At 34.6% G+C, this 15,423-nt stretch carries 17 protein-coding genes; 4 read left to right on the top strand and 13 right to left on the bottom strand.

Going from position 1 to position 15,423, the window contains the following annotated elements; genetic code table 11:
* Window positions 1-34: 34 nt before the first annotated feature.
* From ACS3UD_RS12015 to ACS3UD_RS12050, 8 genes are all read right to left on the bottom strand, one after another.
* Window positions 35-808 (bottom strand): hypothetical protein, encoded by a 774-nt coding sequence (locus ACS3UD_RS12015; RefSeq protein ID WP_308139382.1) that lies wholly within the window; start codon window positions 806-808, stop codon window positions 35-37.
* Between the two features lie 273 nt (window positions 809-1,081).
* A complete protein-coding gene (mobA, locus tag ACS3UD_RS12020) occupies window positions 1,082-1,687 on the bottom strand; it encodes a molybdenum cofactor guanylyltransferase (RefSeq protein WP_308139381.1) in 606 nt (201 codons plus the stop codon).
* Between the two features lie 218 nt (window positions 1,688-1,905).
* Window positions 1,906-2,502 carry a recombination mediator RecR gene (gene recR, locus ACS3UD_RS12025; protein ID WP_308139380.1) on the bottom strand — a complete coding sequence of 199 codons (597 nt, stop codon included), beginning with the start codon at window positions 2,500-2,502 and terminating at the stop codon, window positions 1,906-1,908.
* Complete coding sequence (locus ACS3UD_RS12030; RefSeq protein ID WP_308139379.1) at window positions 2,502-2,852, bottom strand: YbaB/EbfC family nucleoid-associated protein; 351 nt, start codon at window positions 2,850-2,852, stop codon at window positions 2,502-2,504. The genes recR and ACS3UD_RS12030 overlap by 1 nt, the downstream gene beginning before the upstream one ends.
* A gap of 2 nt (window positions 2,853-2,854) precedes the next feature.
* Window positions 2,855-4,540, bottom strand: coding sequence for a DNA polymerase III subunit gamma/tau (gene dnaX, locus ACS3UD_RS12035; protein ID WP_308139378.1), 1,686 nt, complete (start codon window positions 4,538-4,540; stop codon window positions 2,855-2,857).
* A gap of 288 nt (window positions 4,541-4,828) precedes the next feature.
* A complete protein-coding gene (locus ACS3UD_RS12040; RefSeq protein WP_213927113.1) occupies window positions 4,829-5,068 on the bottom strand; it encodes a hypothetical protein in 240 nt (79 codons plus the stop codon).
* A gap of 12 nt (window positions 5,069-5,080) precedes the next feature.
* Complete coding sequence (locus tag ACS3UD_RS12045) at window positions 5,081-6,313, bottom strand: DNA polymerase Y family protein (protein WP_308139377.1); 1,233 nt, start codon at window positions 6,311-6,313, stop codon at window positions 5,081-5,083.
* A gap of 279 nt (window positions 6,314-6,592) precedes the next feature.
* Window positions 6,593-7,099 (bottom strand): hypothetical protein, encoded by a 507-nt coding sequence (locus ACS3UD_RS12050; protein WP_308139376.1) that lies wholly within the window; start codon window positions 7,097-7,099, stop codon window positions 6,593-6,595.
* Between the two features lie 462 nt (window positions 7,100-7,561).
* Between ACS3UD_RS12050 and ACS3UD_RS12055 the strand changes: the two genes are divergently transcribed.
* Entirely contained in the window at window positions 7,562-8,302 is a 741-nt protein-coding gene (locus ACS3UD_RS12055; protein WP_308139375.1) for a selenophosphate synthase, read from the top strand.
* 68 nt (window positions 8,303-8,370) lie between these two features.
* Here ACS3UD_RS12055 and ACS3UD_RS12060 read toward each other — a convergent pair whose 3' ends face one another.
* The 5 genes from ACS3UD_RS12060 to rho form a co-directional block, all read right to left on the bottom strand.
* Window positions 8,371-8,511: a hypothetical protein gene (locus tag ACS3UD_RS12060; RefSeq protein WP_440977625.1), complete on the bottom strand. Its 141-nt coding sequence runs from the start codon at window positions 8,509-8,511 to the stop codon at window positions 8,371-8,373.
* A gap of 188 nt (window positions 8,512-8,699) precedes the next feature.
* Complete coding sequence (locus tag ACS3UD_RS12065; RefSeq protein ID WP_308139374.1) at window positions 8,700-9,116, bottom strand: putative ABC transporter permease; 417 nt, start codon at window positions 9,114-9,116, stop codon at window positions 8,700-8,702.
* A gap of 87 nt (window positions 9,117-9,203) precedes the next feature.
* Window positions 9,204-10,100, bottom strand: a complete 897-nt coding sequence (locus tag ACS3UD_RS12070; RefSeq protein ID WP_308139373.1) for a DMT family transporter — start codon at window positions 10,098-10,100, stop codon at window positions 9,204-9,206.
* Window positions 10,101-10,257: 157 nt separating this feature from the next.
* Window positions 10,258-10,458: a 50S ribosomal protein L31 gene (gene rpmE / locus ACS3UD_RS12075; protein WP_213927120.1), complete on the bottom strand. Its 201-nt coding sequence runs from the start codon at window positions 10,456-10,458 to the stop codon at window positions 10,258-10,260.
* A gap of 113 nt (window positions 10,459-10,571) precedes the next feature.
* Window positions 10,572-12,053 (bottom strand): transcription termination factor Rho, encoded by a 1,482-nt coding sequence (rho, locus tag ACS3UD_RS12080; protein WP_213927121.1) that lies wholly within the window; start codon window positions 12,051-12,053, stop codon window positions 10,572-10,574.
* Between the two features lie 211 nt (window positions 12,054-12,264).
* On the opposite strand from rho, the gene ACS3UD_RS12085 reads away from it, so the two are divergent.
* From ACS3UD_RS12085 to ACS3UD_RS12095, 3 genes are read left to right on the top strand one after another with little or no spacing between them, the layout of a single operon-like run.
* Window positions 12,265-12,513, top strand: coding sequence for a (2Fe-2S) ferredoxin domain-containing protein (locus tag ACS3UD_RS12085; RefSeq protein ID WP_213927122.1), 249 nt, complete (start codon window positions 12,265-12,267; stop codon window positions 12,511-12,513).
* A gap of 1 nt (window position 12,514) precedes the next feature.
* Window positions 12,515-14,230, top strand: coding sequence for a [Fe-Fe] hydrogenase large subunit C-terminal domain-containing protein (locus ACS3UD_RS12090; protein ID WP_308139372.1), 1,716 nt, complete (start codon window positions 12,515-12,517; stop codon window positions 14,228-14,230).
* Window positions 14,230-15,396, top strand: coding sequence for a SpoIIE family protein phosphatase (locus ACS3UD_RS12095; RefSeq protein ID WP_308139371.1), 1,167 nt, complete (start codon window positions 14,230-14,232; stop codon window positions 15,394-15,396). The genes ACS3UD_RS12090 and ACS3UD_RS12095 overlap by 1 nt, the downstream gene beginning before the upstream one ends.
* Window positions 15,397-15,423 lie beyond the last annotated feature (27 nt).

Consider the following 15,423-nt stretch of genomic DNA (forward strand, 5'->3'; position numbering starts at 1 on the left):
CTGTAACCCGTCCCACGGGTGTTTTTGAGCCGCCTCAGGAATAGCCGTGACTATAACTGTTTAATGTTCCAAAAGCGTTTATAAACCTGTTTCCAAAAGATGTTCTTCCATCTCCTCTTCCTCCGAAGAAAACCAATTGATTGGCTTTTGATCCGAGCTCAGGAGCTTTTTCATCAATAAGAGTATCTAAATCCCTTACTTGCCTAAATCCTTCCACATAAGTACTTTCACCGGCGTCTTTAAACAGCTCTCCGCCTTCCACTGTTTCTTCAACAGCTTCTTCCCAGGTTATAGGCATCCATTTTCCTTCTCCTCGCCCACTTGTTCTTTTTAAAGGAACCAATGTTCTCATAGGATCGTAATGACTTTCCAATGTAGCATTTCCTCTGCCGCATAAAGTTCCTCTGTTTATGCTTCCTTTATCTTTATACCCGCTAAATGCAAGATATGATTCTGCCAGCGGTTCTTCAAAAGAAAGATGCGGTTCCGCATTGTTTGGATTATATGGATTTCCATACACCCTTAATATTTTTCCAGTATTTTTGTCAATTTTAACACGGTTACCACATGAGCTGTAGCATCCCAAGCAGGCGCTGTGCCTCATCAATATTGACCCATCAACTTGTACTTTTCCTGTTTTGACATCCACAACCGCTTCTGGCTTTTGTCCCGAAAGTTTGGAAAGCTTTGGGAATTGATCCGGAGCGTCTGCATCAACAGAATCCTTTTTGTCACAACCTATGGTTAAGCCGGTAAAGCTTAGTGCTCCGACTCCTCCCAAAAGTTTTAAAAATGAACGTCTTTTCAAGTTCTTCACCTCTCTGAATATTTTTATCAAGTTCGCCTGAAGATGAAATGCAATATTTATGCCAACCACCTAATAATAAAGTCAGATTAGTAACTCATCCGTTGATATTGCTGTATAATTTTTTGTTTATTTTGTTAATTTTTTGTTAAATGCATTTTTAAAATTCCAATAACGATTACAATATTTGTCAAATAGACAAAACAGAATGTCATTATGACAAAATTGACAGATAAAAAAATCCCCTTGGGCAAAATATTTTACCCAAGAGGACCTTTAATCTATACTGTCAGTAACCTCTAAATAATTGTTTAAGTCATCTTTAGTATTTAAATTTAAAAACATATCCCACGTAGGGCTAAACTCCCTAGCTTTCTTTTCATTTATATAATATATGTCCAGTTCCTTAAGCAGTTTATTAATAGATCTCATATTTGATTTCAGCTGTTTCTCTATATTTACTAAAATATCCTTTGAATAAAACCCGCTGAAGGGTTCTATCCAGTTTTCATACTTAGTTACACATCCCTGCACATCATTGCTTTCTATTATACTCTTCATATACTTAATATAATCAATGTTAATGTTGGGCATGTCACAAGCCACCACAAATGCATATTTTGACGTGCAAATACTAAGTCCGGCATGTATTCCTGATAATGGTCCTTTACCTTTTATAACATCCTCGGCAATCCTATATTTTGATTCTTTATATTCATCAGCCTTATTGGTTATTATAATTATTTCGTCAAATTCTTTTTCTAATTTTGCCGCTATTATATTTACAATTCTTTTTTCATTGATTTTTATGAATTGTTTGTCAAAGCCCATTCTTGAGCTTTTACCTCCTGCCAAAATCATCGCTGTTCCAAATTTATTCATAACATCACCTTTTACTGTACGCCCTTGTCCTATATTGTATTATTATATATGCTGTCAAATTCATCATTTAGTTTTTCATAAAAATATATGACTAAAGTACTTGATACCATATGTATCTTACATTTTCACAAGAAGAGTAACATTTTGTCAAAATGACATTTTCACAAATCCGATTGCCCAAATAGAGCTACGCTCGGATGGTACAACTACTATTGCTATTATATTTCTCTTCTACCCTCCATTGCTCTTATAAGAGTTACTTCATCAGCGTATTCTATGTCTCCGCCCACAGGTATTCCATGAGCTATGCGCGTTGTCTTTATCCCCATCGGCTTTATAAGCCTTGATATATATACTGCTGTAGCCTCTCCTTCAATTGTTGGATTTGTTGCCAGAATAACTTCTGACACCTCTGAATCAAGTCTTGTTATAAGACCTTTAATATTTATGTCCTCCGGACCTATTCCTTCCAAAGGTGATATGGTACCATGCAGAACGTGGTAGACGCCTTTGTATTCCTTTGTCCTCTCCATTGCTGATATATCGCGAACATCTTCTACAACACAAATTACCGAATGGTCTCTTTTAACATTTCCGCAGATGCCGCAAACATCTCCTTCTGTTAAATTCCCACAAGTTTTGCAGTGTTTAGTAAGTTTTTTTGCATTAACTATCGCTTTCGCAAGTTCTAACACATCGCTGCCTTTCATATCTAAAATGTGAAAAGCAAGGCGTTGAGCCGATTTCCTTCCTATGCCGGGAAGCTTTGCAAGCTCTTCTATCAGCTTAGTTATAGGTGGTGTATATTGCTCCATTAAAATAACCCGGGAATATTTAATCCACCCGTAACTTTATTCATTTCATTTTCCTTCTTTTCATCAACTTTTCTAAATGCTTCATTAACTGCAGCCACTATCATATCTTCGAGCATTTCAACATCATCCTTATCTACTACCTCGGGATCTATTTTAACTTCAAGAAGATCTTTCTTTCCAGTTACTCTAACTGTAATCGCTCCTCCACCTGCAGTTGCTTCCATTTCAGCCTGCTCAAGCTCTTTTTGCATGTCTTCCATTTGCTTTTGCATTTTTTGAACCTGCTTCATCATATTATTCATATTTCCGCCTCCGGGCATTCCCATAGGCATTCTTCTACCCTTGCTCATTTTTAATCCTCCTGCTTAAATTCCACTATTTCTTCTCCAAACTCTCTTACAACATCTTCATATATATCTTCTATTGTATGTTTGGGTTTAATTGGTTTTTCATCTTTTTTTATCGTAAATTCTACTTCACACTCTTCATTTAAAATTCCGCTCAAAACTTCCTTGAATTTCACTTTATTTTTTGGTTGATTTGCAGCATTTATATGAAAAGTAAATTTGGGGTCAAATTCAAATACAGCTTTTTTATTTTTAACCTCATGCAATCTAGACTCTCGTATTATTGCTTGAAGTCCTGCATTTTCACTTCTTACCTTTTTAAGTATTGCCTGCCAATTATTTATAATGGCATTGTATATTGCTTCATCACTTTTATTTTCAAATTGTTCTTCTTTAACAATTTTTTCTGAAGTATCTTGTTTTTTAATTTCAAAGTTCTCCGGGTTCAAAGCATTTCCTGCTGGAGCAGATTTTTTCCTAGTCTCAGCCGCAACGTGTCTGCCGGCAGGCGGTTTTGTTTTAATAACAGTTGCCGTATTTCCGTTTTTAATACTATTTTCAAGTTCTTCTATTCTATTAATCAATGAACCGATGTTTAGATCTTCAACCTTGTTGAGCATTTTTATCAGCTTAGCTTCCAATAAGACCCTAGGATTTAAGGCACGTTTACATTCTAATTGAGCAGACGAAAGCTCCTCGATAAATTCAACGATTTCATCAATGGAAACCCTGTTGCTTAATTTTTTCAGATCTCCTGCTTCTTCTTCCGACATTCTGATTATGTTATCAGTTAAACCGGTTGACTTTATAATCATCATATTTCTGAAGCAAACTATCAGTTCGTCAAGGAAAGATAAAATTTCCTTACCCCTATTCAATATGTCGTCTACCAAAACCATGGTGCTTTTTATATCTTTATCTACCATGTAATTAGCAGCTTCTAACACGACCTGATAATTTACCGTCCCAAGAAGATTTATCACAGTTTCATAATCGATTTTATCCTCATTAAATGATATACACCTGTCCAGTATGCTCTGTGCGTCTCTCATTGCACCTTCCGAGTTTGCTGCAATAAGACTTAACGCTTTTTCATCGTATTCTATACCAATTTCTTCACATATGCTTTTCATATTCTCTACAATTACATCAGATTTAATTCTTTTTAAATCAAACCTTTGACATCTCGACAGAATTGTAGCCGGAATTTTTTGAGGTTCTGTCGTTGCAAGTATGAACAATAAATGCTCCGGAGGCTCTTCAAGCGTCTTGAGCAGAGCATTAAATGCTCCTTTTGAAAGCATATGAACTTCATCTATTATGTATACCTTGTATCGGCTCTTTACGGGAAGAAACTTAACCTTGTCGCGTAATTCTCTTATATCTTCAACGCCGTTATTTGAAGCAGCATCCATTTCTATAACATCCATATTGGTTTCATTCAGGATGCTTTTACATATTTCACATTCGTTGCACGGATTGCCGTCATGGTTATTAAGGCAATTTACAGCTCTTGAAAATATTTTTGCCGTGGAAGTCTTGCCTGTTCCCCTTATACCGCTGAAAAGATAAGCATGAGCGATATTATCCGTCATTATTTGATTTTTTAGCGTCCTTGTAACATGCTCCTGTCCAAGAACATCATCAAATGTTTTGGGCCGAAATTTCCTGTATATTGCTTGATGTGACAATTTAACCACCTGACCTCGCTCTGGTTATTTTTAAAAATTATATCATAATTATTTTTATAAAGCAATAAAAAGCAAAAATCCCGAAAAGAATTGAAATATAAGAAATACCAGCACTCAGCCAACTATTTGTAAGGTAATATGATTCCGTTAAAAAACAAGTAACCCATAAGCCGTACAAGCATATTATAAGGTAAAAGCCACTCGTGAATAACGCTGGCTGTATAAATATATTGAACGGGGCAGAACCTGCACTTTGGTGCATGGCTGCCCTAAATTATATAACAGTGTTTATTTTTTAAACAAATACCATACTCTTGAATCGATTTCATATTTCAGCTCATATATATCCTTGCCCTTGTGCTGACACACAAAAACAATTCGTCTGTTTCCAACTATTTTTTCTTCGTATATTTTTAGAACTTTTTCTATGTTAACAACAATATCATCAAATCTGAATTTAATGGGTTGTATACTTCCATCCGAGTTAAATATAGCCATCATTTTTATTGGCTGATTAAGAAGCTTCATATTTTCACCTTCCTACAAAGTACTGCTCATATCCGGATATTCATCATCCGGATAACCGCCCAAAATCGGTGTTAATTCATTATTTGCAAAAACTCCTCTGATCACAGAAGTATCACCGTATTTTTTACGAATAACATCTATTACCTTATCCAATTTTTCATTGTTCAACTCATTGCGGTCTTTGAATATACTTAATTGCTGAAAATTTGCTAATTCTAAATCTGAGACAGAAACTCCCAATTGACGGACAGGCCTCTTATTCCAACACCTGTCAAACAATATGCAAATATTTTTATAAATTTCATTAGTACAACTTGTAAAGTATAATAATTTTTTTTGCCGTAAAGTATAATTAAAATCTTTGTCTTTAATTCCGATACTTACAACCCTGCACATCATATCAGCCTCTCTCAGCCTACACGCAGTCATCTCCACAAGACTGAGAATTATTGCATGAGCTGTCTCAGTGTCCGTAACATCAAACTTTAAAGTACTGCTGTTTCCTATACTTTTAATTGCATCCCTGCCTTTAAAAGTTGAATCGTCTCTTCCCCAGGCATAATTATAAATTAAGCGTCCATGAGATTTAAACAATGACGATATCATATTATAATCCGATTTTGCAAGATCACCTATTGTATAAATGCCCAATTTATTTAGCTTTGGCTTGGTTTTTCGTCCCACCATAAATAAATCCTCAATAGGCAGCGGCCAAAGCTTTTCTTCTACTTCCTCCGGAAATATAGTATGACATTTATCAGGTTTCTCCAAATCTCCAGCCTGCTTGGCAAGAAGTTTATTTTCTGAAACTCCCACATTAACAGTATAACCAAAATTATCGTAGACACCTCTTCTTATTACGTGAGCCAGACTTAATGCTTTATTTTTGCCCAAATCGGTAAATCTTAAAAAACACTCATCTATGCTGAAAACCTGTACGTCGGGTGTAAAAGTATTAAGATATTCACGCAAAGACTTGCTCGCCCTAACATATACTTGATAGTTCGGAGGCACCACAAATAAATTAGGGCAAAGCTTCCTGGCTTCCATAAGCGACATGCCTGTCTGTATCTTATATTTTTTGGCAGGTATAGATTTTGCTAAAACTATGCCATGTCTGTTTTTTTCATTTCCTCCTACCACAGACGGGATTTTAAGTATATCTCTTTCTATTCCGGTCTGCATTTCATATGCAGCAGTCCAAGACAAGAATGCAGAATTCACATCTATATGCATAACAATCATAAAAACACCCTTTTATCGAACTTATGTTCGTTTAGCATTATTATAACACAAGTTAAGGATTTTAAAAGAGCAAATTTTTCTGTAAATATATTTTTTAATGTAATATATGGCAAAATAATGTAAAACATCCTGAATATAAACATAGGATTTGTTAATATTTTAGAAAATAGAAAAAGAATGGCTACTACTATATTTCAAGTATAACCATTCTTTTTCATATATTTTATATCACATATAATGAAATCATGCTCTATTGTATGTAAATGTAAATATTTAAAATTAACTTATCCATGCATTTCCTTGTTTTTCTATTTCCCATTTTCCATTTTTATACTTTACAACTGTACCATCGTAACCAATTGCACCAAGCCCAGAGCGCCATTTAGATATATCCATAATTATAGAATTTCTTTTTATAGGCTCATCTTCAATTTCAAATAATATGCCTTCTTCAAAGTATAAATCCTTAACATACCCTTTTTCTTTAAGTTCCTCAATCGTCATATCTAAAACTGTAAAACCATAATTCTCAAGTTCTTTTAATAGTTCTGCTTTTTCTTCATCATTTAAATTAACTATTAAAGATGTATCTATAGCAATATATTTTATATTGCTGTTAAGAGCGCTGTCTTCTTCATACAATTTATCAATAACTGTTGTATATGCTCCCACTTTATCAACTTCTCCACTTTGCGTACACGCTGCTGTAAATACAGTAATAGATAAAATAAGTAGTATAAACATTTTTCTTACAATAAATTTATTCTTCATTATATCGCCTTCCATGTTATACCCTCCATATTATTTATATAAATAGACGAAGATTATTTAGTTTTGTTCCATTTTACTGTTGACAATCCATAATATAAAAATCAACGATAGAATTTAACATATTTGCAGAAAAAAACAATGCCAATCAGCATTGTATCCTGTTTCACGGATTCATTTTCTGTCTATATAGTACCTAACTGTGCTGTAAAGCATATAAAATGTTGAAGCTACAATTGTCCCCATACTAATCAATAATAAAAATTTATCCATTAACGACCCTCCGCCATATATCTATTTAATTAGACGCATCACATTTAAAAAATGTTTCATAAATTACTTAAATTTTTATTTTTACGTGCACTTTTTTCCTTTTTTCAATGTATTTTCGTCTAATTGTTAAATTATTTTAATAAAAGCAAAGCATTACATGCTGCGGATTATATGGTAAAATTAATATTATACTTTTAGGAGAATGCAATGAATATTAGGCAAATAAGAGATTTAACTGTAATAGATTTTGATGAGAATAGATTTTTAGGTATTGCATGTGACTCATGCGGAGGAATAGGATTAAAGGAGCATGATGTTGTAAAGGTAGAACCTAAGGTTTCAGCATATCATACAGGCAAGGTTGTTCTTGCAGAGCTTATGAGCATGGGCTTCGTTCCTCTCATTATGGCTGACGGGCTTGCCGTTGAAATGAACGACACAGGTAAACAGCTTATCGAAGGTTTCAATGAAGTTATATCAAAGGTTAAATCGACAAAAATACACCTGACAGGCAGCACAGAGGAAAACATACCCACAGTTCAGACTTCAATGGGTATTACCTGCATAGGCATGTGTGAAAAAAGCAAATTAAAATATAAAAAAACCTCAAAAAATGATATTTGCATGCTTATAGGACTTCCCTTAGTAGGAAATGACGTTGTTAATAACCCGGACAAAATATTAGATATTGATGATTTTGAAAAGTTATATCTATGTAAACATATAAAAGAAATGCTTCCAATAGGATCAAGAGGAACCGGTGCTGAACTGGCAGATTTATGCGAATACAACAATCTCAAAATTAAGTACTCCGATAATATCTGCATAAACCTAAAACAATCCGGGGGACCTTCGTGCAGCTGTATTGTAACTGCAGACAAGCAACATGCCGACGAAATAAAAAATCTTATTAATAAGCCGTTTAATTTAATAGGAACATTTTATTAATGCAACTTGATTATTAAAGAATTAAGTCAAAATTAAAAATCCCGGATACAAAAACCGGGATTTTTAATTTACTTCATTTGTCCTATAATTCTTTCTGCCATTATCAATATTCTTATTGCCGTTAGCGGCAGGTTCAGCCCCGTATTGTCACCAACAACAATTTTTTCGTCAACCCATCTCTGCACATGTTGGCGAGCCCATTCGGGCAAGTATTGCCTGCGCAGCTGTCAGGCAAAAATTTTCATTTTTAGTCATTATCATTACTACCTTCCGGGCTGCAAAACAAATCAATGCGATAAATTACTTTTTGTCCTCTATCGCACAATATGCAATATAAAAGCCATATATAGAGCTATTCAAATTAATTATACCAAAAAAAGATCTCTCAGCGAGATCTTCAGATTAATTTATAGTGCGGCTTTTCTTCGTTAAACAGCTTCCATCTAAGCCAGTCATCCAGAATTATGGCAGGCAGAGCCAGAATAACCCATATTATACTGTATTGGAGACTTATCTGCCCCAATAAATTGTGCGGTAGATCGCTGTAGTCCCAGACATTCAGCTTCAGCCATACATTCAATATTAAGCCCGCTATGAATTCTATGCCTGTTACAATGGCAGCTGCTATAATTTGCTGTTTCCACAGAGGCATTTGAAATGTAAAGTATTCATTAATAAGCCCTATCAGCACAAAGCATATGCCTCCAACAACAAACATGCTTATATGGCTGTAACCCCGCCATAATATTTCCAGCATATAGTATATAACTCCTCCTATTACAAACAACGTCAAATTTTTACATATACGTTTCACATTATCACCCCATATATTACTATGCCGGTGAATTGTTCTTAAGTAATACTATTTGGAACTTTGTATTTTATAGTTCTTTCCTGGAACTTAACTATTCTCAATCGTATCACAGGAGTCTATATTACTGGATTTGTTATATATATACACAGCAAATAAAATAACAGCTGTTCCTATAATTTGAAGCCATGTTAATTTAGTTTTTAGTATAATATATGACAGCACAATTGTGAATATAGGCTCTAATAGGGATATGACAGAAACCCGCCCGACAGAAAGCAAAGATACTGCCTTCATAAACGCAAAGAAGCCAACAACCGTAGACCAAAATGCAAGAATACTTAAATAAAAAATAATCTTTGGTTCAAGTATAATCGTAAATTCATTATTTATCATGCTGTACACAAAATAGACACTTGAACATACAAAACATAAATACATTGTCAGCACCGCCGAATCAATGCCGGCAATATATTTTTTTGTATAAATCATGTATACAGCGCTGATAAAAGCAGCTGTTATTACATACACAATCCCCTTGACTTCAAGTGACTCCCAAGGAGCATACAAGACGATTGCCGTTCCCATAAAGGAAAGTGTAATTCCTACAATTTTTTGCTTTGTAATTTTTTCATTTAAAAATAACCTTGCAAGCAGCAATACAAATAATGGATAACAGTAATAAATAATTTCTCCGATTGATGGAGAAACATATCTGAACGCTGAAAAAAATGAAATACACTGTATACTGTAAATAGTGCCTGCAACACATATGTACCAAAATTCCTTTTTAGTTCTGAGAATATCTTCCCTCTTTGAAATTATACAATATACAAAAAATATCATTCCTGCTATAAAAAACCTATAAAACAGCATAGTCGATGGAGAAACCCCACCAGAGATTCCTATGCCGGCAAGTATAGGTATTATACTGAAGCCAAGAGTTGCAATAATTGCATATATAATACCATTGCTTCTTAATTTCATTTTATAACCCTCCGATATAAACTTCCCATTCAGTTGTAATCGTTTTCAAGTATGTTATTCCCAAATGCAATCTACTTTTTCCGACAGAAATCAAAATAAACTAAAAAGCAAATCCGGAAACATTGCTCCAAATTTGCCCCAAAGTGCATTCATTAAATTAATCCATGCCGTATTTCTTTTTAAATCTGTCAACTCTACCGCCTTTGTCAACAAACTTTTGTTTGCCGGTAAAGAACGGATGACATTCTGAGCATATTTCAACTTTGATTTCGTCAAGTACTGAACCTGTTTCAAATGTATTTCCACATGCGCATTTAACAGTAACTGTTTTATAATCCGGATGTATTCCTTTCTTCATCCTGTTCACCTCTTTCTCGCTCTATATTAATTAATTAAATAGTATTATCAATTTACCTTCAGTATTATAACATACAAAAAAATATATTACAATATTTTTTTGTATGTTATTTTTTAATAGTTCCTGTCATCAAAATCATTCTTCATCTTATCAATATTTAGCAGCTGGGAAGATGCCTGCCTAATAAATTCATCGTTGGTCTTGGTTTTTACCAAACCATCTATTAATCTTTCTGTAACGTCAGCAACAGAAAAATTGCTCATTGCCTTTCTAAGCTGCCAAATTGTCTGAAGTTCTTCTGTATTTAGCAAAAGTTCTTCTCTTCGTGTACCAGATTTGTTAATATCTAAAGCAGGGAATATTCTTTTTTCTGACAGCTTTCTATCAAGATGAATTTCCATATTTCCCGTACCTTTAAATTCTTCAAATATCATGTCGTCCATTCGGCTTCCGGTTTCAATAAGGGCACTTGCTAAAATTGTCAGACTGCCGCCTTCTTCAATATTTCTGGCTGCTCCGAAAAACCTTTTTGGTCCGTACAATGCACCTGGGTCAAGCCCTCCTGATAATGTCCTTCCTGTTGGAGTTATAGTAAGGTTATATGCTCTCGAAAGTCTTGTAATACTGTCTAAAAGTATCAATACATCCTTACCTTGCTCAACAAGCCTTTTTGCTCTTTCGAGAACCATTTCTGCAACTTTTATATGGTTTTTTGGAAGCTCGTCAAACGTAGAATACACAACATCACCCTTGACACTTCTCTTCATATCAGTGACTTCTTCCGGGCGTTCATCTATTAAAAGCATTATAATTTCTATATCCGGGTAATTTTCCGAAATGCTGTTTGCAATATTCTTCAGAATTGTTGTCTTACCTGCCTTTGGAGGGGCTACAATCATACCTCTTTGTCCTTTTCCTATAGGCGCAATTAAGTCTATCAATCTCATGGTTATATTAAAGGAAGAGCTTTCAAGCCTAATTCTTTCATCGGGATATATAGGAACAAGTGAGTCAAAATCTTTTCTGTTTCTTGCTAATTCAGGATTTTCGTCGTTTACCTGCTTAACGTATAACAGGGCTTTAAATTTTTCGCCTTGTTTTGGCGGTCTTGTTATTCCCGTTATTTTATCTCCGGTCTTCATATGAAATCTTCTTATTTGAGAAGGGGATATATAAACATCTTCATCGCTGGTAAGATAATTATTTGTTCTTAAAAAACCGTAACCGTCCGGATGTGTTTCCAGAATGCCCATTACTTTGACGGCATCATCTCCGCTGGATTCAATTTCTTCAACAATCTTATCGGGAAGGTTTGATATATTTACCTCCGCATTAGATGTATTGTTTTCATTTTCAAAATTTTCTAAATTCTTGGCACGTTCCGTAAAATTGCTCGCACTGTTTTTTTCTTTTTCTACTAACTTCTTGTCGTCGTCTTTATGTGAATGATTTGATTTATTTGAACTGTTATAATATTCATTTAATTTTTTTAGCAATTCATCTTTTTTATATTTATAAGCATCACGCATTCCTTTTGACTTTGCCAGCTCCTTCAATTCCGAAAGCTTTAAACCGGCTAAATTGTCTTTATCCATAAAATCCTCCGTTCTATTCAATTCAATTTTAATAATCTATGGAATATATAAGATAAGTGCTCGATAAGTGTTACAATAATATCATTTAATTTTTCAATAGTCAAGAGATTTAATTCAAAAATAATTACTTTTTGTTAATTTTTTAACTAATGTATTGCTTTTTATTTTTTTAGTAATATAATAATGTTATAGAACTATTGTGAGGTTTAATATGGTTGATTTGAAAATATGCGTTGGAAGTGCATGTCACCTAAAAGGTTCATATGATGTAATAGATGCGTTTAAAAACTGTGTGCGAACAAGAAACGTATCAGGTAAAGTTGAAATCAAGGCTGCGTTTTGTCTTGGACATTGTACTGAAGCAGTTTCTGTTATGTTTATGGACAAAATTTTTTCAGTAAACAAAGAAACTGCAGATAAGTTTTTTGACGAAGTTGTTATGGAAAGTCTGAGGAGTTAATATGAGAATTTTAGATTTTTATCCGGCTAATTGCAAAAATTGTTATAAATGTGTCAGAAACTGTTCTGTAAAAGCAATCAAAATGATTGACGATCAGGCGCAAATCGTAGAAGACAAATGTATTGCATGCGGAACCTGTTTTTTGGTTTGCCCACAAAATGCCAGAAATATTCACAGCGATTTGGAAAATGTGTTTAACGCTGTTAAGGACGGTCGAAAAGTAATTGTATCTATTGCCCCATCATACCTTGGAGTTTATGAAGAACCGTATAAATTAATATCTGTGCTTAAGCATCTTGGTGCAGCATTAGTTGAGGAAACTTCAATAGGAGCAGCAAAGGTCACCGAACTCTACAAAAAATATGTATCTGATACAAGTTTAAATAATGTAATTACAACATGCTGCCCTACTGTAAACATGATGGTGCAGACGTATTATCCTGACCTGATAAAATATTTAATTCCTTTGGATTCTCCCATGATTGCTCATTGTAAAATGATAAGAAAGCGCCACGGCAGCGAAGCCTATATTGTATTTCTCGGCCCTTGTATTTCAAAAAAATGCGAAGCCTACGGCTACCAGCTTTCAGGCGTTATTGACGGAGTTATTTCTTTTGAAGAACTTGACAAGCTGTTAGAATCGAAAAATATAGATATATCTTCTTTTAATGAAACCTATCCTGATTTAGAGGGAAATTTTACAGGAAAAAAATATCCGTTGGAAAATGGTATTCTTTCAGGTATGAAGGATGTAATTTCAGAAAGCCCCTTTACTCCCCTAACTATATCGGGAACAGATAATTTAATCGGAGCTTTTGACGCTTTGTCCAAGGGTGATCTGTCAAATGTAATCATTGAAGCAAACAGCTGCATAGGAAGCTGCCTTGGCGGCCCTGCCGTGCCGAAAAAGAGCAAAAACGTCTTTGTCAGAAAAACAAAGACCAAGTCAAGGATACACCCTCTGAGGAGTAAAAACTTTGAAAATTATAGCGATGAAGAAGCCACACTTGATTTCAGCCGTCATTTCAGGAACAAACAATATATTCACCCGTCATACACAGAAGATGATATAAGGGCTGTTCTTGAAAAGACAGGCAAGCACACAAAATCAGACGAGCTTAACTGCGGAGCATGCGGCTATGATACCTGCAGAGAAAAGGCAGTGTCTGTTCTTGAAGGATTGTCATACCCTCAGATGTGCATGCCTTACATGAGGATCGAGGCGGAAAAAATTTCGAATATCTACTTTGAATATTCACCTAGTATCATTGTTATTGTTGATTTTAATTTAAATATACTTGACCTGAATCCGGTAGGAGAAAAAGCATTTCATATTTCTGCTTCTAAAATTAGGAATAAGCCTGTTTCATCAATTATTTCTCCGGAAAATTTTGCTGATGCCATAAATTCAGGAACAAATATGGTGGCAAAAAAGATTTTCCTTGAAAACTATGGTATAACCGTCCATGAACGAATTATTTGCCTTCCCAAAAATAAAATTTTGTTTGGAATATTAAATGATATAACGGCAGAAGAAATGAAAAAAGAACAGATTATAAACTTAAAACTTAACACCCTTGAAACAGCTGACAGAGTAATTGAAAAGCAAATGCGAGTAGCTCAAGAAATTGCTGGATTAATGGGTGAAATAACAGCTGAGACAAAAGCTGCTCTTATTAAATTAAAAAAGGTCGTTTTAGAGGAAAGTGAAAAGTAATGGAGAACTTCATAGATATAAATTATAAAAGCATTAATAAGTACACAGAGGAACTGTGCGGCGACAGAGTTGAATACAGCTGCGATGACGGAGAATACATCATTGTCTTATCTGACGGACTGGGGAGCGGTGTCAAGGCAAACATACTTGCAACAATGACTACCAAGATTACCGTGACAATGCTTAAAAACGGAGCATCCATCGAGGATACTATTGATACCATAATAAATACTCTCCCTGAATGCAAGGTCAGAAAGCTTGCATATTCAACATTCACTATTATTAAAATAGATAAAAACAACAACGTATACATTGCTGAGTATGACAATCCGCCCTACTTTTATTTTTCACAAAAAAAGATTATTCCTGTTGAAAAAGCAGAAAGAAAAATAGGTAATAAGAAAATATATGAATCCAATATTAAGCTGGAAGAAAACGACACTCTCTGTGTCGTCAGCGACGGTGCAATTCACGCGGGAATAGGCCAGATGCTTAATCTCGGATGGTCATGGGATGAAGTCAACGAGTACCTGAAAAATCTAAACAACTTAAACAGCTCATCACAGATTATCAATAACAACTTCATCGGAGTCTGCAGAAATTTGTACAACAATAGGCCCGGTGATGATACTACAATACTGACAATAAAATCTAGAAGACCTGAAATTGTAGATTTATTTGTAGGTCCTCCGGCCAACAAATCAAAGGATTCGGCATTGGCAGAAATTATGAATGAAAGCAAAAATATAAAAATAATATGCGGCGGAACCACCGCTCTCATAGCTGAACGAGAACTCGGAAAAACTCTTAGTGTGGATCTTGATTCCATGAAGCAGGATGTTCCTCCAATAGCCTACATGGATGGATTTGATCTTGTTACGGAAGGGGTTCTAACTCTTGGCAGAACTCTTGATAATATTAAAAAAATCAATATATCTGACTGTGATAATGTAATAGATTACAGCAGCTACGACGGATGCTCCATATTGACACGAATGCTCTCCGATATGGCAACTCATATTAACTTTTATATAGGAAGAGCCGTAAACCCTGCTCACCAGAATACAGGATTCCCAATGGGATACAGCATTAAGCAAAATATTCTTGACGCTTTGATTGAAGAATTAAAAAAGGCAGGCAAAAAAATAAATATTATGTACTTATAAGGTACAGCCAATCGAAAATAGTAATGT

Origin of the sequence: Sedimentibacter sp. LTW-03, from assembly GCF_052059825.1 — a bacterium.
In the GTDB taxonomy this organism is placed as follows: domain Bacteria; phylum Bacillota; class Clostridia; order Tissierellales; family Sedimentibacteraceae; genus Sedimentibacter.

Coding starts and splice junctions, on each gene's coding strand:
- ACS3UD_RS12040 (WP_213927113.1), bottom strand. CDS start 5,068: ATGAAGCTTCTTAATCAGCCAATAAAAATGATGGCTATATTTAACTCG.
- ACS3UD_RS12090 (WP_308139372.1), top strand. CDS start 12,515: ATGAGAATTTTAGATTTTTATCCGGCTAATTGCAAAAATTGTTATAAA.
- ACS3UD_RS12070 (WP_308139373.1), bottom strand. CDS start 10,100: ATGAAATTAAGAAGCAATGGTATTATATATGCAATTATTGCAACTCTT.
- rho (WP_213927121.1), bottom strand. CDS start 12,053: ATGGATAAAGACAATTTAGCCGGTTTAAAGCTTTCGGAATTGAAGGAG.
- ACS3UD_RS12095 (WP_308139371.1), top strand. CDS start 14,230: ATGGAGAACTTCATAGATATAAATTATAAAAGCATTAATAAGTACACA.
- ACS3UD_RS12085 (WP_213927122.1), top strand. CDS start 12,265: ATGGTTGATTTGAAAATATGCGTTGGAAGTGCATGTCACCTAAAAGGT.
- recR (WP_308139380.1), bottom strand. CDS start 2,502: ATGGAGCAATATACACCACCTATAACTAAGCTGATAGAAGAGCTTGCA.
- rpmE (WP_213927120.1), bottom strand. CDS start 10,458: ATGAAGAAAGGAATACATCCGGATTATAAAACAGTTACTGTTAAATGC.
- ACS3UD_RS12055 (WP_308139375.1), top strand. CDS start 7,562: ATGAATATTAGGCAAATAAGAGATTTAACTGTAATAGATTTTGATGAG.
- mobA (WP_308139381.1), bottom strand. CDS start 1,687: ATGAATAAATTTGGAACAGCGATGATTTTGGCAGGAGGTAAAAGCTCA.
- ACS3UD_RS12030 (WP_308139379.1), bottom strand. CDS start 2,852: ATGAGCAAGGGTAGAAGAATGCCTATGGGAATGCCCGGAGGCGGAAAT.
- ACS3UD_RS12045 (WP_308139377.1), bottom strand. CDS start 6,313: ATGATTGTTATGCATATAGATGTGAATTCTGCATTCTTGTCTTGGACT.
- ACS3UD_RS12050 (WP_308139376.1), bottom strand. CDS start 7,099: ATGGAAGGCGATATAATGAAGAATAAATTTATTGTAAGAAAAATGTTT.